The organism is Niallia sp. Marseille-Q9988 (assembly GCF_976954375.1).
Window position 1 is genome coordinate 257,206 of record NZ_CDRJSZ010000007.1, and the last position, 19,183, is coordinate 276,388.

At 33.6% G+C, this 19,183-nt stretch carries 26 protein-coding genes and 2 pseudogenes; 23 read left to right on the forward strand and 5 right to left on the reverse strand.

What is annotated here, in order from left to right; all coding sequences use genetic code 11:
- Positions 1-40: 40 nt before the first annotated feature.
- The gene (locus ACWNMZ_RS14890; RefSeq protein WP_031535834.1) at positions 41-607 is read right to left on the reverse strand and encodes a non-canonical purine NTP pyrophosphatase; all 567 of its coding nucleotides are present in this window, start codon (positions 605-607) and stop codon (positions 41-43) included.
- Positions 608-781: 174 nt separating this feature from the next.
- Between ACWNMZ_RS14890 and ACWNMZ_RS14895 the strand changes: the two genes are divergently transcribed.
- A complete protein-coding gene (locus ACWNMZ_RS14895; protein WP_155986793.1) occupies positions 782-937 on the forward strand; it encodes a hypothetical protein in 156 nt (51 codons plus the stop codon).
- A 493-nt stretch (positions 938-1,430) separates the two neighbouring features.
- On the opposite strand, the gene ACWNMZ_RS14900 is transcribed toward ACWNMZ_RS14895, so the two are convergent.
- A complete protein-coding gene (locus tag ACWNMZ_RS14900; protein WP_031540120.1) occupies positions 1,431-1,712 on the reverse strand; it encodes a toxin-antitoxin system YwqK family antitoxin in 282 nt (93 codons plus the stop codon).
- Positions 1,713-1,898: 186 nt separating this feature from the next.
- On the opposite strand from ACWNMZ_RS14900, the gene ACWNMZ_RS14905 reads away from it, so the two are divergent.
- From ACWNMZ_RS14905 to ACWNMZ_RS14935, 7 genes are all read left to right on the forward strand, one after another.
- The gene (locus ACWNMZ_RS14905; protein ID WP_031540119.1) at positions 1,899-2,273 is read left to right on the forward strand and encodes an iron chaperone; all 375 of its coding nucleotides are present in this window, start codon (positions 1,899-1,901) and stop codon (positions 2,271-2,273) included.
- A gap of 21 nt (positions 2,274-2,294) precedes the next feature.
- Complete coding sequence (locus ACWNMZ_RS14910; protein ID WP_081836734.1) at positions 2,295-2,957, forward strand: DUF1801 domain-containing protein; 663 nt, start codon at positions 2,295-2,297, stop codon at positions 2,955-2,957.
- A gap of 93 nt (positions 2,958-3,050) precedes the next feature.
- The gene (locus tag ACWNMZ_RS14915) at positions 3,051-3,227 is read left to right on the forward strand and encodes a hypothetical protein (RefSeq protein ID WP_155986791.1); all 177 of its coding nucleotides are present in this window, start codon (positions 3,051-3,053) and stop codon (positions 3,225-3,227) included.
- 90 nt (positions 3,228-3,317) lie between these two features.
- Positions 3,318-3,548, forward strand: coding sequence for a hypothetical protein (locus ACWNMZ_RS14920; protein WP_031540117.1), 231 nt, complete (start codon positions 3,318-3,320; stop codon positions 3,546-3,548).
- Positions 3,549-3,731: 183 nt separating this feature from the next.
- Entirely contained in the window at positions 3,732-4,214 is a 483-nt protein-coding gene (locus ACWNMZ_RS14925; RefSeq protein ID WP_031540116.1) for a DUF2975 domain-containing protein, read from the forward strand.
- A gap of 10 nt (positions 4,215-4,224) precedes the next feature.
- The gene (locus ACWNMZ_RS14930) at positions 4,225-4,440 is read left to right on the forward strand and encodes a helix-turn-helix domain-containing protein (protein WP_031540115.1); all 216 of its coding nucleotides are present in this window, start codon (positions 4,225-4,227) and stop codon (positions 4,438-4,440) included.
- Positions 4,441-4,442: 2 nt separating this feature from the next.
- Positions 4,443-5,246 carry a DUF817 domain-containing protein gene (locus ACWNMZ_RS14935; RefSeq protein WP_031540114.1) on the forward strand — a complete coding sequence of 268 codons (804 nt, stop codon included), beginning with the start codon at positions 4,443-4,445 and terminating at the stop codon, positions 5,244-5,246.
- A 78-nt stretch (positions 5,247-5,324) separates the two neighbouring features.
- Here ACWNMZ_RS14935 and ACWNMZ_RS14940 read toward each other — a convergent pair whose 3' ends face one another.
- The gene (locus ACWNMZ_RS14940; protein ID WP_031540113.1) at positions 5,325-5,636 is read right to left on the reverse strand and encodes a hypothetical protein; all 312 of its coding nucleotides are present in this window, start codon (positions 5,634-5,636) and stop codon (positions 5,325-5,327) included.
- A 241-nt stretch (positions 5,637-5,877) separates the two neighbouring features.
- On the opposite strand from ACWNMZ_RS14940, the gene ACWNMZ_RS14945 reads away from it, so the two are divergent.
- The 6 genes and pseudogenes from ACWNMZ_RS14945 to ACWNMZ_RS14970 all read left to right on the forward strand — a co-directional run bounded on the left by ACWNMZ_RS14945 (position 5,878) and on the right by ACWNMZ_RS14970 (position 8,855).
- Positions 5,878-6,225 (forward strand): carbon-nitrogen hydrolase family protein, encoded by a 348-nt coding sequence (locus ACWNMZ_RS14945; protein WP_231512609.1) that lies wholly within the window; start codon positions 5,878-5,880, stop codon positions 6,223-6,225.
- Between the two features lie 53 nt (positions 6,226-6,278).
- Positions 6,279-6,524 carry a hypothetical protein gene (locus tag ACWNMZ_RS14950; RefSeq protein ID WP_231512608.1) on the forward strand — a complete coding sequence of 82 codons (246 nt, stop codon included), beginning with the start codon at positions 6,279-6,281 and terminating at the stop codon, positions 6,522-6,524.
- A 218-nt stretch (positions 6,525-6,742) separates the two neighbouring features.
- Positions 6,743-7,930 (forward strand): GTP-binding protein, encoded by a 1,188-nt coding sequence (locus tag ACWNMZ_RS14955; RefSeq protein WP_235252800.1) that lies wholly within the window; start codon positions 6,743-6,745, stop codon positions 7,928-7,930.
- A gap of 26 nt (positions 7,931-7,956) precedes the next feature.
- A complete protein-coding gene (rpmG, locus tag ACWNMZ_RS14960; RefSeq protein WP_016203575.1) occupies positions 7,957-8,106 on the forward strand; it encodes a 50S ribosomal protein L33 in 150 nt (49 codons plus the stop codon).
- Between the two features lie 49 nt (positions 8,107-8,155).
- Positions 8,156-8,424: pseudogene (gene rpsN / locus ACWNMZ_RS14965) on the forward strand (30S ribosomal protein S14).
- Complete coding sequence (locus ACWNMZ_RS14970; protein WP_449598669.1) at positions 8,424-8,855, forward strand: hypothetical protein; 432 nt, start codon at positions 8,424-8,426, stop codon at positions 8,853-8,855. The pseudogene rpsN and the gene ACWNMZ_RS14970 overlap by 1 nt, the downstream one beginning before the upstream one ends.
- Positions 8,856-9,227: 372 nt before the next feature.
- Here ACWNMZ_RS14970 and ACWNMZ_RS14975 read toward each other — a convergent pair whose 3' ends face one another.
- Positions 9,228-10,571: an ISLre2 family transposase gene (locus tag ACWNMZ_RS14975; protein ID WP_449598670.1), complete on the reverse strand. Its 1,344-nt coding sequence runs from the start codon at positions 10,569-10,571 to the stop codon at positions 9,228-9,230.
- Between the two features lie 186 nt (positions 10,572-10,757).
- Between ACWNMZ_RS14975 and ACWNMZ_RS14980 the strand changes: the two are divergent.
- From ACWNMZ_RS14980 to ACWNMZ_RS14995, 4 genes and pseudogenes are all read left to right on the forward strand, one after another.
- Positions 10,758-11,051, forward strand: a pseudogene (locus ACWNMZ_RS14980) (tyrosine-type recombinase/integrase); the annotation flags it as partial.
- Positions 11,052-11,213: 162 nt separating this feature from the next.
- Positions 11,214-11,615, forward strand: coding sequence for a VOC family protein (locus ACWNMZ_RS14985; protein ID WP_031540344.1), 402 nt, complete (start codon positions 11,214-11,216; stop codon positions 11,613-11,615).
- A 260-nt stretch (positions 11,616-11,875) separates the two neighbouring features.
- Positions 11,876-12,619 (forward strand): hypothetical protein, encoded by a 744-nt coding sequence (locus ACWNMZ_RS14990; RefSeq protein ID WP_031540343.1) that lies wholly within the window; start codon positions 11,876-11,878, stop codon positions 12,617-12,619.
- Positions 12,620-12,740: 121 nt separating this feature from the next.
- Positions 12,741-14,230 (forward strand): IS3 family transposase gene (locus tag ACWNMZ_RS14995; protein ID WP_239687095.1). Its coding sequence is split into 2 segments (ribosomal slippage): positions 12,741-13,158 and positions 13,158-14,230, totalling 1,491 coding nucleotides; the frame shifts between segments, so codons are not numbered across the junction.
- Positions 14,231-14,298: 68 nt separating this feature from the next.
- On the opposite strand, the gene ACWNMZ_RS15000 is transcribed toward ACWNMZ_RS14995, so the two are convergent.
- A complete protein-coding gene (locus tag ACWNMZ_RS15000; RefSeq protein ID WP_251630048.1) occupies positions 14,299-15,222 on the reverse strand; it encodes an IS3 family transposase in 924 nt (307 codons plus the stop codon).
- Positions 15,223-15,550: 328 nt separating this feature from the next.
- On the opposite strand from ACWNMZ_RS15000, the gene ACWNMZ_RS15005 reads away from it, so the two are divergent.
- From ACWNMZ_RS15005 to ACWNMZ_RS15025, 5 genes are all read left to right on the forward strand, one after another.
- Entirely contained in the window at positions 15,551-16,069 is a 519-nt protein-coding gene (locus ACWNMZ_RS15005) for a matrixin family metalloprotease (protein ID WP_048718542.1), read from the forward strand.
- A gap of 17 nt (positions 16,070-16,086) precedes the next feature.
- The gene (locus tag ACWNMZ_RS15010) at positions 16,087-16,662 is read left to right on the forward strand and encodes a hypothetical protein (RefSeq protein WP_048718544.1); all 576 of its coding nucleotides are present in this window, start codon (positions 16,087-16,089) and stop codon (positions 16,660-16,662) included.
- 92 nt (positions 16,663-16,754) lie between these two features.
- Positions 16,755-17,327, forward strand: coding sequence for an RNA polymerase sigma factor (locus ACWNMZ_RS15015; RefSeq protein ID WP_048718545.1), 573 nt, complete (start codon positions 16,755-16,757; stop codon positions 17,325-17,327).
- A gap of 78 nt (positions 17,328-17,405) precedes the next feature.
- On the forward strand, positions 17,406-17,927 hold the full coding sequence (locus ACWNMZ_RS15020; protein WP_449598671.1) for a hypothetical protein: 522 nt from the start codon (positions 17,406-17,408) through the stop codon (positions 17,925-17,927).
- A 586-nt stretch (positions 17,928-18,513) separates the two neighbouring features.
- A complete protein-coding gene (locus tag ACWNMZ_RS15025) occupies positions 18,514-19,179 on the forward strand; it encodes a zinc dependent phospholipase C family protein (protein WP_449598672.1) in 666 nt (221 codons plus the stop codon).
- Positions 19,180-19,183: the final 4 nt, after the last annotated feature.

Genomic DNA, 19,183 nt, shown 5'->3' on the forward strand with positions numbered 1-19,183 from the left:
AAAATATTGGGTTCCTTAAAAAATGGTCTGACCATATTCATCATAATCCTTCAAACCATTTACCAAATTTACTAATACAAGATTCTTCTTTCTTTTCTTCATATCTATGAAAATCATCTTCTGTAAATTCGGCAAGTGTTTTATCAAAATTCTTTGGAATAAATATATACCAAAGATCAGACCATTTCTTATCATTATCTAATCCTCTTATATCTTCAGAAATAGTTCCTGGTGATTTACTCTCAAAGAATGTTATTTGTTCTCCATCAAAGTAAGCTAAACAAGACCTAAATTCACAAGCGCGATTATTTTCTTCTCTTAGTAATTTCAATATGCCAGTAATACCTATCGTATCTAGCATATGGTTTACATAAGCCCTTGGAAAACCATTTAATTCTTCGATAAAAAAGCCGGAATCTAAAGCGATGCAAGGCTGCTTAACGATTTCATATGCTTGCAATACTTTTTGTCTAGCGATTTCTTTAATATCATCTGTTCGTGGCTCGCTTAACTCTTCCTGTATTGGCGTTACTTTAATATTTTTCAATTCCTTTTCTGCCGATGCAATTTTCCCTTTGTTGGTTGTGACAAATATAATTTCCTTCATATGAAATGTTTCTCCTTATGCATAATAATAATAATACTGAATTTTATTTATATTACTTAATATAACAAAATTAGGAGGAAAAAAGATTCGATTTCAACTAAATGGCCAAATAACTTTTGGATAAGATTAAAAGGAATGACTTTTCATATACTGATAATAAAGGAGGGGATAAGAATGAATCCGATTATCGTGATTATCATTATCGATTTGACTGTTCTCATCGATTGTTTCTGGTTTGATGTGAATAAAAAAAGGTGGGGATGGATGAATAATTGGACTAGCTTGAGTAAGTGGATCTTCTTTCAGCATTTATCATCGTTTCAGTATTAATTTACGTTGGTATAAGTGCAGTATATTTCTCAGCTTAGCGTTTAGAGTATGTTTAAAAAAGAGTGGGGATTTTGATATGCTTGTAGAAAACGGTTGGTTATATAAAAAGAACGAGATCGAACTTTTAGATTATATTTTTGATATAGTTATAAAGTATCCGAATTCAGCAAGTGCCAAATTTGAACTAGGAAATAGGCATGACTACAATCAGGGAGTTCATAAAATAATATTGGGAATTAAATAATGCTTTCGCTGTTCTAACTGTTGCAGAAATTCGTTTCCTACATCTACTCTCCATATCTATGTTCTTAGGAATAACCTTACATAATGCAAATAGGGAGTCAGAAGGTATGAAGATGTATTAAGAGCAATTATGCGACAAATGAACTACGAATTTAGAAAGATATACTTTGCATTCGATAACTACATTAACAAATAAAAAACATTAAAGTGCAGTCATTTTATGTAAAATAGGCTTAAACACTTGTTAAGCCTATTTTTTATCCCGGTTGGTGGTTTTGTATTTTTGGCCTTTGCCGTCATAGGTGATCCACTCCCCAACAGGATCGCCCATGTTAAAGTAGCCTGAACGCTTTATTGTCCCATCTATACGATACCATTCCCAATAGCCATCAGGTGTATCATCAATAATCTTTCCTTTTGACCAAATTGTTATTCCGTTAGCATGATACTTAATCGTATCCTCAACTATTAGATCCAGTTTCTTTTCTTTTACGCCATTAGGGTGTATTATGTCACAATTTTTCTCGTCCATGCATACCTCCAGATAATTGTTTATTGATATTATGGGATAGAAGCTAGGATGCTCTGCATTTAGTATTTTCACTTAAATTTTACTAAATCGCGACTCTCACCTTCTTTGTAATCAGAATACCAAATGAATGAAAGATATGGTAGACTAGAATCAAAAAAGGCAAGATTGATTTTTTGGAGGCTGATTATGGAAGTTTTTGCAGAATATTTAGAACGCATTGCTAATCCAGCGCATCGTGCTAGAACAAAAGAGGTTTTGGAGTGGGTAACAAATAATTTCCCTAGTTTAGTAACGAGAATTGCCTGGAATCAGCCGATGTTCACAGATCATGATACATACATAATTGGCTTTAGCGTTGCAAAACATCATTTGGCAGTCGCACCTGAAAGAGCTGGAATCATCCAATTTTCTGATGCAATTGTACAAGCTGGTTATGATCATACCAAGCAGTTGGTACGAATTAAGTGGGAAAGCCCGGTTGATTTCTCCTTACTTGAGAAAATGATCGAGTTTAATATTACTGATAAAGCAGATTGCATGACATTTTGGAGAAAAGAGTAAAATGTAGAAGGGGTTTATTAGATGGCAAATAGGAAACTAAATCCTAAAGTAGAGGAATTTTTAAGTAAAGATAGTCCGTGGAAGGAAGAATATGTGAAGTTAAGACAAATTGTTCTTGAGTGTGAAGAGCTTGTGGAAGAATTTAAATGGATGCATCCTTGTTACACAATAAAGAATAAAAATATTGTATTAATACATGGATTCAAAGAATATTGTGCCCTTTTATTTCATAAAGGTGCTCTGTTAAAAGATCCTCAAGGAATTCTAATCCAACAAACGGAGAATGTACAAGCAGCAAGGCAAATTCGATTTACTAGCTTACAGGATATAGTGAAATTGGAATCTGTCATAAAAGAATATATTCATGAAGCAATTGAAGTGGAAAAATCCGGTTTGGAAGTAACGATAAAAGAGCACAAAGAATACATCATTCCAGAAGAACTTGAAACGAAATTTGAAGAAATTCCAGAATTGAAAACTGCCTTTGAAGCATTGACGCCAGGACGACAAAGAGCATACATTCTTCATTTTTCTCAACCAAAGCAATCCAAAACTAGAGTTGCAAGGATTGAAAAAGCAATGGAAAGAATTCTAAATGGCAAGGGCTTAAATGACTGTATTTGTGGATTATCTCAAAAAATGCCCAATTGTGATGGCTCGCATAAGTTTGTTTGCAAGAAATGAATGATTTCAATGGGAGGATTGTACTGATTTCACACGAATGAAGTACAACCTCCTTTTTATACTGAAAGAATAAGCGTAATAAAGAGCTATAAAATGCCTAATAAGAAATCGTGTTATGGACAAAAGATACAGATCGCTATTCAATATGTAATAGATAATGGCGCTACCATGTTATCTGTCCCACATGATTTTTTAAAAGATTTACGCGCAAGGTGGGTGCAAGAATTCGATGGGAACCTAATTCAAATTGTTTGTAAAAGACAGATTTGAATTGCCCTGATTTACGAATGGCAAATAAAGAAGGAATATTCTGTCTAAACATAGAATAATACATAAAAATATGTTTAGAGAGGTGTATGGATGGACCAAATTAGCTGTATTTCCTACATTTTGCATCAGTCTTGTGAAGAAAACATAAGAAAAATAGCGATTGATCTGTTAATTGGGGATCTTTCGTTAAAAGAAGCAGAAGAAATTTCACCTCAAATGAAAAGAGAATTAAAGAAGGCAAAAGCATTGTATAAAAGTCATCGGGTTGATTTAAAGGCCGTTTCAGTATTTGTCCAAGACTTTATGTTTGTAACAGGATAGCTACCCATTGAAAAATAATATAGATAATAAATCTAATTTTTAAGTATTTCTCTTGCTAAGAAATGCTTTTTATTTTGCTTTAAAAAAAACAATAAAAAAAGTGTATAAAATGATAATAATTTATTGTAAAACGATAAATGATATGGTAAATTCAAATAGAAATAAATAAGTGAGGTGTTTTTGATGAAACAGGTTTCAACGCTCTTTTTAAAGATTGCTGTTATTCTTATTGGAGTACCCATTCTTGCATTATGCATTTTTTTAGTACCGGAAATCGGAAAATTTGCTGCTGAATTGTATCCAAATAATGCTTATATAAAATATCTAATAATGCTTGATTTTTATGCTGCAGCTATTCCTTTCTACTTTGCATTGTATCAAGCATTTAAACTGTTAAACTATATTGATAGGAATGACGCATTCTCGGATTTATCGGTAAATGCATTAAAGAAAATAAAAAACTGTGCCATCTCCATTAGTGCTATTTTTGTGTTGGGTTTGCCGTTATTTTACCTTATAGCAGAAGTGGATGATGCCCCTGGGATCATTTTAATGGGACTGATTCTGATTTTTGCTTCGATGGTGATTGCCGTTTTTGCTGCCGTACTTCAAAAGCTATTAAAAGAGGCAATTGATATAAAATCAGAAAATGACTTAATCGTTTGAGGTGATATAAATGGCAATTATAATCAATATTGATGTGATGTTAGCAAAAAGGAAAATGAGTGTGACTGAACTATCGGAAAAGGTTGGAATTACAATGGCGAATCTTTCTATCTTGAAAAATGGCAAGGCAAAAGCAATCCGGATATCCACACTGGATGCAATTTGTGAAGCGTTGGATTGCCAACCTGGTGATATTTTGGAATATAGAAATGATGGAGAAATCTAATGATGAAAGGTCTAAAGCAGCTTATCTATTTTGGTTGGGAACAAGCATTATCTTGTATATTTCCTGTCGTTATTTTTGTTTCTTTGGCACTCACTAAAATGATAGAACTTCCCTTGATACCAAGATACGATTGGCTGCTACTTATCTGCCTTTTGATGCAGTGGCTAATGGTACGCACCGGTCTTGAAACGATAGATGAGTTAAAGGTGATAACCGTTTTCCATTTAATCGGACTTGCGCTGGAGCTTTTTAAAGTACATATGGGTTCCTGGTCTTATCCTGAAGACGGCTATACAAAAATATTTGGCGTCCCATTATATAGCGGCTTTATGTACGCAAGTGTAGCGAGTTTTCTCTGTCAGGCATGGAGGCGATTAGAGGTAGAGCTAGTAAATTGGCCACCATTTTTAGTTGTTGTTCCTCTTAGTGCAGCCATTTATTTGAATTTTTTTACCCATCATTATTGGCTGGACATTCGTTGGTATTTATCTGGATTGGTACTAATCGTGTTTTGGAAGTCCTGGGTATTATACAAGGTAAATGGTATTAGATATCGTATGCCACTAGCCCTCTCCTTTTTATTGATTGGATTTTTTATTTGGATAGCAGAAAACATTGCTACATATTTCAGTGCATGGGAATATCCAAACCAAAGAGATGCCTGGAGTCTCGTTCATCTGGGAAAGGTGAGCTCATGGCTGTTATTGGTGATTGTTAGCTTTCTTATTGTGGCAACCTTGAAGCAGGTTAAGGGTAATATGACTAATAGTAAAGTAAATACTAATTCGATATTAAAAAAATGGTAGTGGAAAAAGTAAATGTAGTTGCCAGCTCCTTGATGAAATTAGATTGCAATAAAGTCTTGGAGCTCCTTTGTTAAATTATTAATCCTCCTCATCAGCTCCATTAGAGTACATTTCCTTTTCCGCTTGGAGCCATTTCATCATATCTTGTTTATCCGGATAAGAATCCTCTAAGTATTGGTGGCTTTCTAAAAATTTATCTCCTTTTTTCGTTAGTCTAGCTGGCTTTAGTGAGAAAAAGGTATCGATTCTAAGTACTCTTTCAATATATCCTTCCTTTTCTAAAAAAAAGATAAAATTTTCAAATTCCCGCTGTTTTAAACAATAGTCTTTTGGTTTTGGTAAGTCGATACCCTTGTGAAGCTCTCTTAGAATACTGTAGGTAATCTTCATTATCAAATCTCTTCCTTTTCTGTAATTAATTTTTCTCGAGCAACCATATAGATAAAAACACAAATAATAATTATAATCCTAATCAGTAAATGAAAGCAGATTTCTATATCTTAAATAATAAATTCGATAATTATTATTTTCAAATTATTCTTTATTTTATCAAATAATATAGGTAATATGTTTTATAGGAGTTCTAAAAAATAATAATTTAATAGAAAAATCTAGTTATCAGGAGGGAAAAATGAAAATCCTAATTGGCCAGCCAAAAATGGAAAAGAGCTTACAACAATTATTAGTGGAATTAGAAAGTTTTCCTGAAGTGGATGTAATTCTATTTCCAGAGGGCTATTTCACTGCTGATTATTTAGAGGAAGTATGTCATTTAGCGAAAAAACATCATACATATATTGTCTCAGGTTATAAAGATGAGAATAATAAGGATAGAGCATTTATCGCCAATCGTTCTGGAAGGATGATGTTAGATAGAGCTAAAACGCCAGAGAATGAAATGTTATATAGACCATCCAAGACTAGTGATGACACATTATCATCAGGCTATTTACTTTGCAGAGAAATTTTTAAGGATTAGAAGGTTTAGAGAATGAAAATGTTAAGTTTATTTTGAATCCAATAGGTGTTGGCATGTATAGTGAGCAACAATATGAAGAATGGACTGGAGAAGCAAGAAAAAAAGCAATGAAGGAAAAAGCTTTCATTATAGGGACAAGCCATGCTGATGGGTCCTATCGAAATTGTGGTTTTTCCATCCCGATTGCTTACTGTTTCGATCAAAAAGGAAATGATTTATTACTTTCAAAAAATGATATTCGAACTAGAATTTTTGATACAGAGACTAATAGTATAAAGCTAGCAGAGAAATTAACATAATAGTAGAAGAAAGAAGGGGAATTAGTTAAGGCTAATTCCCTTAAGACAATAAATTTCCATCCAAATTAAAATAATTATGAAAAAGTTCTTTATAAACACTTGCAAATCGTAATCATTTCGTTTTATTATTAAATAGTTCGAAGGGTTTTAAAAATAGAACAAAGAACAAATGATTTTTTAAATCGTAATCATTTCGATTTGTTTTGGGAGTGAGAGTATTGAACAACAAGAAAATCCCTGTTACCGTTTTAAGCGGATATCTCGGGTCTGGTAAAACAACTTTGCTAAATCATCTTTTATCCAATAGGGAAAACCTAAAGGTTGCTGTTATTGTCAATGATATGAGTGAGGTAAATATTGACGCTTCATTGCTGAAACAGGAGGGTTTTTCAAGAACAGATGAAAAATTGGTGGAAATGCAAAATGGTTGCATCTGCTGTACACTTAGGGAAGATTTGATGCTAGAAGTGGAAAAGCTTGTGCAATTAGGTGATATTGATTATATCGTCATTGAATCGAGCGGGATTAGCGAACCGATTCCTGTTGCTCAAACATTTACCTATGTAGATGAGAGTGTAGGTATCGATTTATCCCGATACTGTCAGTTAGATACGATGGTTACTGTATTAGATGCTAATCGTTTTTGGCATGATTATTCTTCTGGTGAAAGTCTTTTAGACCGCAAGCAAGCAGTGGATGCAATGGATGAAAGAGAAATAGCAGATTTGTTAATCGATCAAATTGAATTTGCGAATGTTATTGTGTTGAATAAAACGGATTTAGTTTCGGAAAGCAAACTACAGGAACTGAAAGCAGTAGTCCAAAAGTTTAACCCAGAAGCCAAAATCATTGAAAGTGAATATTCCCGTATTTCCTTAAATCAAGTGTTATATACTCGGTTATTCGATTTTGAAGCTGCTAGTCAAAGTGCAGGCTGGATAAAAGAATTAAATGAAGAGCATATTCCGGAGACAGAGGAATATGGAATTTCTTCCTTTGTGTATCGTAGCAATAAACCTTTTCACCCTGTTAGATTGATGCAGTGGTTGGTAAACTGGCCAGTTGAAGTGGTTAGGTCGAAAGGATTTATTTGGTTGGCTACGAGAAATGAAATTGCTGGACTACTTTCTCAAGCAGGTCCATCCTTAACGATACAAGGAGCAGGCAATTGGGTAGCGACTTATTCGGAAAGCGAGCAGAAAGAAGTTTTAGAAGAAGATCCAGATTTACAAAAACGTTGGGATCCTCTTTATGGAGATCGCATGACAGAGTTAGTGTTTATTGGGATTGGCATGAATCAACAGCAAATGGAAGAAGAGCTAGATGCGTGTTTATTGACTGATATGGAAATGAAAAAGGATTGGACTAAATTCATTGATCCGCTACCTGCCTTTTTTGCAGAATGAGTAAAATTTATTAGGAGGAAGAAAAAATGAGAGTGAAAATTACTTTAGCATGTACAGAAACAGGAGATAGAAATTATATTACCACAAAAAACAAACGAAATAATCCAGACCGTATCGAGTTGATGAAGTATTGCCCACGTTTAAAAAAGCGTACTTTACACCGAGAAACAAAATAATTTTTTATAGTCGATAAATCGTAATGATTTCGTATTGGAGGAAACAATAATGGCAAAAAAATCAAAAATTGTAAAAGAAAAAAACGGCAAGCAATGGTTGAAAAATATGCAGCACTTCGAATGGAATTAAAAGAAAAAGGAGATATTGAAGCACTTAGAAAACTACCAAGAGATTCTTCAGCGACCCGCTTAAAAAACAGATGTGAAGTGACTGGTAGACCTAGAGGGTATTTGAGAACATTCAAAATGTCCCGTATTACATTTAGAGAATATGCCCATAAAGGACAGATTCCAGGAGTGAAAAAATCCAGCTGGTAATGAATAAAAAGAAAAGTCGTCAGCTTATTGGTTTGACGACTTTTATCTACACATCAAAAATGGAGGAACAGGAAATGAATTCCGTTAATCCTGTAGTAGTTCAATTTTTTTATCGAAGCGCGATTGCCAATTTGCCAGAAAAAAAACGGGAAATTTATCAATACATAGAGAGTAAAGAAGTAGAGTTAGAGGAAATGGCCATAAATGAGAAACAATTTATGGAGCTAATGGTCGGAAAATCGCCATTTAAGGAGGCTTCTGAATACTTTTCCCTCAGTATGCCTGCCATTAAAGAAATTATGGATGAACCACAAGCGGAAATCGATTTAATGATAATGGCAAGAATTAATCAAATGAGATGGATAGATTATACTAAGTCAGATAGAAGTTTTCAAAAGAATAAAAAGAGGGTATTTGTTTTTGTTTCTTAAAAAACCACTTTTTACATTAATCAATTGCTATTCCCCATTTAACGAGAGAACGAAAACAAGTTAATAATCGCCGTTTTCCGAAAATAATATAAAACAATCAGTGTTACTCCAAGTATGAGTAGCACTTTTTTTATTATAAAAATAAAGCGATGAATTATATAATTTTTAAAAGTATCATATGTACGAACAAAGGTCACATATATATTAATATATTATAACAATTCATTATCATTTTCATATTGACATGGTACGCGGATTGAGTCAAGTTTTTGTGGGAGTTTTTTTTAGCTCCCTTTTTATAAAGTAAAACTTCTAATTTTGTATCCGTTTTCTAAATGTTTTCTTTCATCAAAATTTCGTTTTTTTCTTTTTTTAAAAACCTTTTAATCCCTGTAAGGCAAAGTGAATGGGTTTTCCAATCGCTTGATTTAAGTATGGCATGTTCTGACGCACGGTTTCTGTTACTAATTTTGTGGGTACTTTTCTTTTCGGTCGATGTTCTTTCTTTGATGTATTTAGGCTTTTTTCTTTTTCCCATTTCCCATATATCGTTTGGATGGATAGGTCATCCTTCAATCCAATCCACAAGCGCGCCATGCTCATGACCCCTTTTTTGCTCCATGCTCTTCCATTCTTTAATCGTTTGGCTAATTGATTCATCATTGCCTCTGCACTTCCCATTGGACGATACGCTGTCGTGTCCAAGCCTTTCTCCTGTAACCAACTACGGTAATCTTTTATGGTTTCCTGATGATGCGTTAAAAAGCCGAGGAAATGCTCTAGTTTTTCTTCTTCTTCTGGTGTATCCATTGTTCCTACTGCGCTATTCAACTCTAGAAGTAATGTTTCTACCTGGTAGTTTTTTAACGCTCTTTTCATGTAGCGGTATCGAGGATGGCTCTTCATTAGTTGCTTCATCGAACGAGCGACATGAAAACGGTCCATGGTGAAAAAGGCGCGTTCCCGAAAATACTCCCGACATGCCGTTATCCAGCCTGCTCCATCGCCATTAATAATAAGCAAGGTTTGGGTAGGATCATACGCATAATGATTCTGTAAGAACGTTTCAAAGGCTTCCCAAAAGGGTTCTTTTCCTTCATAAAGAAAATGCCTTTTATTTCGGAGCCTGACTCGCTTTCCGTTTTCTTTCCATCCCTCGTGTACAGCGGCGAATTTCAACTCCCATCCACGCTTTTTCTTTTCTTGACTCTTCACATATAATCCATCTACTTCTACAAACAATACCTTTTGAAAAGGGCGTTTTTCCTTAGCGGGAAGTACGTTTGTTTGAAGAAGATGTTGCCGTAATGCTTCATGGCTCATCGCCGAATAGCCTAAAAATTGTTCGAACGTTTCCACCGCCTTTCGATAGGAGGAGCCATTCGTCGCTAGTTCTAACCCCCATTCTTCTAGTAGTGGACTAAATCCCTTATTCCCCTGAAACTGTAAATAGTGATCTAATAGACAAATATATTTTTTGGTCACACGATCAAAATAATAATTACGCTTCAGCTCCACAGCTCCAAACGCTGTATCTACTCGTATTTCTCGTTTATCACGTAAAGCAAATCTTCTTTTGTCTCGTTGCTGGGCAATCTCTTGATCCCAATTTTCTAACGTTTGAACAAGGATTTCTTGAAACGTCATTTGGAGTGTTCGAAATAAAGTCTTTTCCAATTCTTTTAATGATGGCATTTTTGTGTTACATTGATTCATGAGAGCCTCTCCTTTTCGTAGTTTTCTAGTCAAATTCTACTTTACAAAAGGAAGCTCTCTTTTTTAATGCTTAATTTTTTCCAGCTACCGCGCTCTCGCTTGGTGGCCTTTTTGTCTAGTTGGGGGAATCGTCCCCCAACTAGACAAAAAGGATATTTATTCTCCCACAAACATTTTACTCATACTCTAGAGGAAAGAAAAGATAATGAGGAGGCTTTATTTGTTACTCTCCGTGCCCCACACCGAATGGGTGTTGCACAAATGAGATATGTCATTAAACAGATTTCGTTAAGAGCAAAAATTAGTAAGTGTATACATCCGCACCAATTAAGGTATAGTTATGCAACCACCTTAATTAATAATGGAGCACCATTAGAAGTTATTCAAAACTTGATGGGGCATGAGAAAAGTGAAACAACAAGGATTTACGCTTATCTAAGTGGACAATTAAGACGAGAATTATATAAGAAGTATTTCTGAAAGAACTGCAGGGAAAATTGCAGTTCTTTATGTTTTTATCAGAGCCGTATTTCAAGAATAAATGTCGTTTGTAACAATAGGGGCAGGTTAGTAAGAGAATGGATTTATAATACAAGTTGAATTATAATTTAGAAAATAGATAATAAAAGGAGTAGATTTATAATGGAAAAAATGGTCACACCATTTTTAATGTTTCAAGATGGCAAAGCAGAAGAAGCAATGACTTTTTACACATCTCTGATTGAGGATTCAGCAATTACAAATATTGTTCGATATGGTGCAAATGAAGGTGGGGATGAAGGAACTGTCATGCAGGCTACTTTCACCTTAAAAGGTCAAGAATTTATGTGCAGTGACAGTAATGTAATACATCAGTTTTCCTTCACACCTTCGTTCTCAATATATGTTACTTGTAATACCGAAGAAGAACTTGACAATATTTATCAGAAACTGATCGAAGGTGGACAAGCTCTTATGCCACTAGGAGATTATGGATTCAGTAAGAAATTTGGCTGGCTAAATGACCGTTTTGGAGTTTCGTGGCAACTAAATCTACCTAAATAATATGAAGAACTTAATATCCTGTTCATACCAATAATAAAAAGCATATATTGTTTAAACTAACGGGTGCTTTCCTTAAATAGAAGGCGAGCCTTTTCGTATGGTGCTAAAGGGGCAGTTTAGTGAAAGAAGGACTTTAAATAATAGACGGCGAATTCACATACAATAATAATCAATGGGGATATAAGATTGAAAATCTAAGAGGACACCTGTAAAGAAAATACTGAAAGGAATCTTGGGAAATTCAAGATAGTGAAGTGAAAATGAATAATCTAAAGAAAATATCTAGAGAAGAAGCAGCTAAACTAGGACAAGATAACAGAACAGTTTACTTTGATAACAAAGAAAAAATAGCAAATTTAGATGTTATTGAAATCCCGGATAATCTATCATTAGTCCAACAATTAGTAATTGCTAAATACTATTATATTTCTCAAGATTATCAAGATTTTATATATATTTATTCACATGAACAGTACAATTACGATGATCTTTTATGCTTATTTAATAAAGGATATTATTGTTATAAAGGTAATAAAAAAATAGCATTTTTATTAGAAAGTCCAAAACAACAAGCTATTGATTATTTTAGAGATGCGGTAAAAAACAATAAAATAAGTCCTTTTTTAACTAGTTTTTATAAGAAAAAAATAATAAATACGTTGGTTAGAGATCCTAATGAAATGCTGTCAATAAATACTACTCCAATTGAACAAATTAAAGAAATCATACCTAAGAAGAGAGAGTTAAGTTTCTATTTACTTAACACAAAAGATTTTGATTCTTCATCTATAGAGTCAGAACATAAACCGTTACTCAGTTATTTACAAAAACATCATCCGATAAGCTTTTCTATTCCTTCACCAAATAATATTTGTTTAGATAGCAACATTATTAATAATTATGGAATAAAACTCTTGTCATCAATATATAAGAGTATCTTACTAATTAACGAAGATAAAGATAATAGTGTTCTAGAAATACTATTCAGTAACCCCCTCTGTTAGGATAGATGTCGTACGATACTTTAGTGTTATACTTTAAGTAAATAACACGGAGGTCGATCGATATGAAAGAAAAAATGGAGTACGATACTCGAAGGAACAAAAAGAGGCAATTGTTAAACGAATGATGCCACCACATAACGAATCAGTGGCTACTATCTCGAAGGAAGAAGGCATCACAGAACCAACGTTGTACAAGTGGCGTAAGGCTGCACGTGAAGCTGGTGTGGCAACGCCTGGCAATGGACAAACAAGTGACAAATGGACCAGTCAAGATAAGTTTTTAATCGTGATGGAGACCTTTGCGATGAACGAAACGGAATTGGCTGAATACTGTCGTAAAAAGGGTTTGTACCGTGAACAGATTGAATTATGGCGATCTGTTTGTCTCCAGGCAAACGGACAAGTATTTGATCAATCAAAGCAGTTATCTGGTGCGTTAAAGGAAGAACAGAAACGGGCAAAACAGTTAGAAAAAGATCTTCAAAAGAAGGAGAAAGCATTAGCGGAAGCTGCGGCGTTATTATTACTTAGAAAAAAGGCCCAAGCGATTTGGGGGGACGACGAGGAAGAATGATTAGCCCATCAAATCGCGCATTAGCTGTAGAACTCATCCAAGAAGCCAATCAAAATGGTGCGCGGTTAGCGAAGGCTTGTGAGGAACTTTATATTAGTGTACGAACCTACGAGCGCTGGGTGGCAGATGGTAAGGTTAAGGTCGATCAGCGTCCCTTTGCGAAAAGACCTGTTCCAAAAAATAAGTTGTCCGAGGAAGAGAAAAAGGAAATACTCGAGGTTGTTACACAAGAAGAATATGCCGACTTACCGCCGACACAAATTGTCCCAAAGCTTGCGGATAAAGGAACATATATTGCGTCAGAATCTACGTTTTACCGTGTTTTACGTGAAGGAAAGATGCAACACCACCGTGGACGTAGTCAAAAGCCAACACGAAGAATCCCCGAGAGTCATCTGGCCACATCGCCAAATCAGGTGTGGACATGGGATATTACGTGGCTTGGTGGACCTGTGAAAGGCTTGTATTATCGCCTCTATTTAATACTCGATCTATTTAGTAGAAAAGCAGTTGGGTGGGAAGTATGGGAAAAGGAAGAAGCGACACACGCTGAATCACTTGTAAAAAAAGCAGTCATTAATGAGAAAATCCAAGGGGCACCACTGGTGTTGCATTCAGACAATGGGAGTCCGATGAAAGCTGAGACCTTTTTAAGTTTACTTGAGAAGTTGGGGATCCAAAGTTCCTTTTCAAGACCACGTGTAAGCAATGATAATCCTTATTCAGAAGCCATGTTTCGAACACTTAAATACCGCCCTGATTATCCGCATAAGGGCTTTACCTCACTTGAAGAAGCCAGACAATGGGCACACCAATTTGTCCATTGGTATAATCATATTCATCTGCATAGTGGGCTGAATTATGTAACACCGGCACAGTGTCATGCCGGAGAACACGTAACCATATTGACAAAGAGAAAAGACGTATATGAAGCCGCAAAAGCGAAGCATCCAGAACGCTGGGCGAGGAGTCTAAGAAATTGGACACCTATTGAAAAAGTAGCACTTAATCCAATGCGTGATGAGGGAAAAAGGTAACGTTGAGTCCGCCTTAATACACTTTATTCCCTGATGATTTGAATGGAAAGAATGGATTTCCTTTCCATTCAAATCATCAGGCCAGCAAGCGTAGCGCGGTAGCCTTGACTGAACACAACACTAAAGTAACTAAATGCGACAACTATGTTGACAAACACCGGTATACCCTGCTTAAACTCTCTGTTTAGCTTGTTTGGTACGACTTGATGCTCCTTTGTAGCTTTAGCGATTTTTTTATAAGGATTTGCTTTCCTATGAGGACAGACTATTCCATATTTCTTCATGATTCTTTGTATCTTTTTGCGACTAAATATAATGTTATATTCATTCTCCAAGATCATTTTTATGGACCGGGAACCTTTCTTATATCCCCGTCGATTAAAGGCTTTTAGTATGACTTCTTTCGCTTTCAAGTCCAATTGTTCTCTCGCCTCTCGGATAGTATATGCTTGAAGGAAGCTATAGTATCCAGAACGGGAAACTTCTAAAAAATCGCAAAAATACTTGGTCATACGCTTAAATCCACTTTGTTCAATGGTCTCAGAAATTAATTGATATACTCTACTTGATTCTAGGTTTTCGTTTAGCAGCCTCCTTTCTGTCACTTCTAGCTTTTTTAATAACTCTACTTGTCCCTCCAATAGCTTAATTCTAGCTTCTTGCCTTTCAATCACTTCAGACGGTGTAAGTTCTCGCTTTAATGGTCTACCAGAACCGGATTTTCTTGAGTCTGTGAGTCCGATTAACCCATCCTTTTTATAGGCTTTCTTCCACCTGTATGCGGATTGTTCAATTCGCTTTATTCCTATAACGTCCACATCAAAGCCGTTATCCATGAAGATTTGTCGAGGAAGTTTTCCACCTAGATACTCATCCATAAATCTATTTTTAAATGAATCTGTATAGGTAATAGCTCGCTCGCTGACACTTTGTACATTTGGATTCCTTTTAAGCATTTTTATCTCTTTAGTTGAAAATGTTATCTTACTCATGTTGTCCCCTAATTCCTTTTTAGTAATTTAAGTATATAAAAAATACCTGTAGATAAAACACTCTTTTTCAAGTGTCCTAACTACAGGTACCATTTTATGTTGGAGTTTTTTTGTCTTCCTATTTTTGTATTAAATTAATTACGTTTCGCCATAGCAACCGGAAATTTTAAAGTAAGAACAGAAATATTTATTTTTTTCGTTATTTTTCACTTTATTTTTTATATTAAAAATATTTTGTAAAAAAAGATATTAAATTGGAGGATTTATGTATTTTTTGAAGAATATAGGTAGAGAAAAAAACCAATCAAATTGAAAGTGGGGTTGTAAAATGATTCAAAAAATGTTTAGCAAAAGTGTATTAGGGTTATTCGCGTTGGCATTAATTTTTGGATTTGTTTTTACACCAGTTAAAGCGTCTGCTCATTTTTTAGGTTATTCTTCAGTTGATGGTAAAGAAATTCGTTGGGGAACAGCTAAAGGATCAACATCTTATACGACAGCACGTAATGCTGCAATAAAAACTTGGAATGGGATTACACCAATTAAAATTCTTGGTGATACAGCTAGCACTGTAGAAGATATATCTTTTGTAGATGTTACTCGAAGTGATGTTACTTGGGCTGGGCAATATCAAAGAGTCACAGGAGCAGATATAATTCGTCTTAATAAACATTATTTAAGTGGTTATACTGCTGCAAAAAAACAAAATGTTTTTACTCATGAATTAGGTCACGCTCTTGGTTTAGCTCATAGTTATTCTGGAGAAATCATGTATTATGCTGCTACAACTAAAACTTCTTTAGGTGCTCATGATAAAAGCGATTATCATTCTTTATGGGGATATTAAAAAGGGGGAATTTAAAAATGAAAAGAATAATTTTAACTTTTGGTCTTATTTCAATAATTACAGTTACTTCTTTTGGAGTTTCAGCATATAATCAAACAGATAAAATTGAAGCTAGTAATTCTAATCCAAACAAAAGTAAGGTAGAAGAAGTTATACTTCATCCTGATTTTATTACAGATGTAACAGATGATAAAAAATTAGTTGGTGTTTCTGATAATGTTTTTCTTGGGAAAGTCATTAAACAAACAGGAACTAAATCTATTGAAGAATATCTTCCTGAAACACAGTATTCAGTGGAAATAATTGAAAATATTAAAGGTGATTTATCTGGAATAGTTACAGTTAATCAACAAGGTGGTTATTTAGAGTATGAAGATGGACAAAAAGAATTGGTTTTATTTGAAGGTGATGAGTTACTTGTAGAAGGAAATACTTATCTATTTTCTACAAGATATTTAGAATCAGAGAATTGGTATACTTTAATTCCTGCATATGGAAATCTTACCGCTGAGACAGAATCAATACAAGATGATTTAGTTGAAAATTTTAATGATGCTTTAGATGAAGAAATCGTACCAACTGAATTAAAGTAAAAAATAATGGGTTCAAAAAACATGTGGATTTTCCGCATTTTTTGAACCTTTGTTTCTTTATTGGTAATAAAATATAGAAGGAGGTTAGTTATGTGAATAAAGAACAAGAAATAATTGAGAAAATATTATTAGGAGATATTGAAAAATTCAATGTTTTATTAGAACCTTATCTAAAAATATCTTATCAGACTGCTTTTTTACTTTTGAAAGATTATTCACTTGCTGAAGATGCTGTACAAGAAGCTTTATTTGCAACTTTTAAATCTTTAAAAAAATATAATCCTCAAAAGGCTTTATTTAAAACTTGGTTTAATAAAATTTTAATTAATACGACTTTAAAATTACAGAGGAAACGATTTTTCTTTATGAATTTTATGGATTATAACTTTAAAGAAACGACAATAATTCCAGAATCAATATATTTACAAAAAGAAGAATCTGAGATAATTATGAAAGCTATAGAAAAATTGGATTTTAAGCATCAAATTATTGTAATTTTATTTTATTTTCAAGACTTATCAATAAAGGAAATTTCGCAATTATTAAATATAAAAGAAGGTACCATAAAATCTAGATTATATTATTCAAAGCAAAGGTTAAAAAGTTTATTAGAAAATAAGGAGGTTTTTCCTGATGAAAGAAAAGGTAAAAAAAACATTACTTGAAATAGCTGAACAAAACTCTTTTCCTAGTAAAATAAATATTCAATCTATAATAGAAAATAAAAAAAGAAACGGAAACGTTTGGGGTATATTTTATCTCCATTAGTTTTATGTTTAGTTTTTTTCTCATTTATTGGTATTAATTATATTAATAATAATTCTACGAAATCTGAAAATTTAGTGGGTAATACTATTAGTTATAGTTATGCTTTTAATCCTGAAGATAAAAGAGAATTAGTTGGCTTTTCTCAAAATGTTTTCATAGGAAAAGTAATTTCTGAAGAAGGATCTGAAATAATTGATTTATTACCAGAAACTCAATTTAATGTGAAAGTGATTAAAAATATAAAAGGGACTCTTAAACAAGAAATAATAGTAAATCAACAAGGTGGATATATGGAAGAAGAGTTAGTTTTAGTTGAGGGAGATAATCTTTTAGAAGAAGGTAAAGAGTATTTATTTGTAACAAAATATAATGAAGAAAAAAAGTTTCACACTCTTGTACCTATTTATGGAGATATTTTAATTAAAAGTGAACAGGAAAAAGCTGAATTAATAAAACAATTTAATGAGTCTTTAAAAAATGAAATTCCATTAGAATAAGAAATATTTATTATAATTTATAGTTAACATAATGAGTATTATTTATGTTAACTATAAATTGAAATGTACCCCTGTTCTATTTCAGAACGCCCCCTAATCTCTGTTAACATAATGAGTCCTATACACAGCAATCAAAAAAGCAAAAGGCGGAATTTGTCCATATTGGGGCAAATTCCGCCTTTTTGCGTTTGGGAAATATCGAGAAAAATAGCTTCATAATAAAAAAGTCAATCTCTAGATCCCTCCGTTTTACTTCTAAACTTCATTATATAATTGACTTTTCACGATGATTGAAAGGAAGAAGGAAATTCTACTAGATTATCGAAGAGTAAAAGTAGAAGGAGTGAATAAACGCTATGAAAAACGCTAATAGCTTTGGCTATTTTTCTAAGGCTCTTTTCGTAAAGATTGTTGCTTTTAATTATAACAAGGAACAATTTACTTTTTATGGTATTATATTAAAGAGATGATTATGCAGCTAACGGCAGGCTAGTTTAACAAGCAATTAGTACAAAATGCAAAAAAAGGGTTATAAGCATTGTTGCCGAAATCCTTCTCAATGTAAAAATACATAAACATTTAAGGAGTGAAAAATTTGGCTACTTGGGTTACTCACTTTAGGATTACTGAAGAATTATTAAAAACAGAACTTCCTGTATCCAAAATTGAATTTTTGGTTGGTAATATTGGACCAGATTGTGGACTAATCGGAGAGGATGGTAAACCCACACCTCCAAAAGAAACTACTCATTTCGAGATTGAAGGGAAAATCAACTCTGATTCTTTTTACCAACAATATCTCTGTGATGAAAAAGAAAGTTCGCTTAGTGAATTCTCCTATTATCTTGGATACTATATCCATTTGGTGACTGATGAGAAGTGGATTGCATTCACTGACCAAAAGAAAAAAGAAAAAGTGTTCGAAGAAATATTAAACACCCCTGAATACACTCCTCTTGTTAAGCGAGACTGGTATGGTTTAGATTTTTTATATCTTAAAAATCATAAAGATAATATTTTTTGGACTAAGTTTCAACACATCAATGATTTTCCAGAGTACCTAGATTTCTTTCCGCAGGGTCAAACACTTAAACAGATTAGAAATATCACTAATTTTTATCAAAACCATACGATTTCTGATGACCACGAGTTTATATATCTTAAGGCAAATGAAGGCGATGAGTTTGTAGAAGATACTGTACAAACGGTCAAAGAATTATTAAATCAAAGGATGCGAACACAGCTAGCATAACGGA